Raw genomic sequence first — 1,027 nt, 5'->3', positions numbered from 1 at the left:
GGGTCGGGTCTGCGAGAACTTCTGGCGCGTGTATCAACAGAGAGGCGAAAAAATCGTGGCGCCGGGCGGCCAGCTGATTGCCGACCCCAAGGCACGCAACCAGGCCATCAATGCCGCCTACGCCCAACTGTGGCGCGACGACCCGCGTTTCCAGTGGGCCGGCCTTGCCGCTTTCGCCTCCAAGCAGGTGGGCTGCGGTCTGCTGCACGCGGCGGAGTCGATCGAGAAGATTCACGCCGAATACGAAGCCACAGAGCAGCTTAAGTACAGCGCCAGACAAGGGCTGGTGGGCTTGCTCAGCCGCAGTGAGCGGGAAAAGCGGGCGAAAATACGCGAGTTCGAACAGCGCCAACGGGATTACGAACAGGCCAACCGCGACAACCCGGTGTGGGGCGGGACCCTCGGTGGTGGCGACGGCTCGCTGTCGTACGCACAACGGCTGTACCGGTTCGTGTACGAAATGCTGGCCATGGGCAATACCACGCTGTTCCTGGATGTGTATCCGTTGCATGTGTTTTATGCGGAGCGGGGGTTGGCGGCGTTGAAGGATTGTCTGGCTTCACGGAAGAACATCTATGGGAGTGGTGAGTATCCGGTGCTGTGGCCGGTGGGGCAGGAAACGCTGAAATTCGGGATTGACCATGAAGAAGTCCTCTTGGCCTTCGAGGCGATTGAGACTGGCAGGATCGCGGAAAGTGTCGCGCTTCTTGCCGAACACGAACAGGTCAACATCCTGCAACCGTCGATGTACGATGACACGGGACTGAAATGGCTGCTTCGTGGCAACCATGCCTCCTACGTCACCAACTTGCCCTCTGGGGCCGCTCAAGCCATCGAGCTGACCCTGGCCAGCCAGTGCCATCCCGTCGATGACGGGCGCACCATTGGGTTTGGCAACAACCCCGTTGCCAACCTGGCCGACGTCAAGCAACGCATGGCCTTCGTGCTCAGAGCCGCAGAGCAGTTTGATAGCTTGTTGCATAGCGACAAACGTGAACAGATTGAGCAATCGATTCGGGATATCGCC

The 1,027-nt window shown here is 59.9% G+C and carries 1 protein-coding gene; it reads left to right on the top strand.

Annotation, left to right across the window (positions count from 1 at the left end; genetic code table 11):
* Positions 1 to 1,027, top strand: a 1,027-nt coding sequence (locus PMI34_RS22500; RefSeq protein ID WP_008047156.1) for a DUF2515 family protein, incomplete at both ends; no start/stop codon positions are given.

It is taken from the genome of Pseudomonas sp. GM74 (assembly GCF_000282455.1).
Classification (GTDB): domain Bacteria; phylum Pseudomonadota; class Gammaproteobacteria; order Pseudomonadales; family Pseudomonadaceae; genus Aquipseudomonas.
The sequence above is the reverse complement of the archived record's forward strand: the minus strand, read 5'-3'. Positions and strand labels throughout refer to the sequence as shown.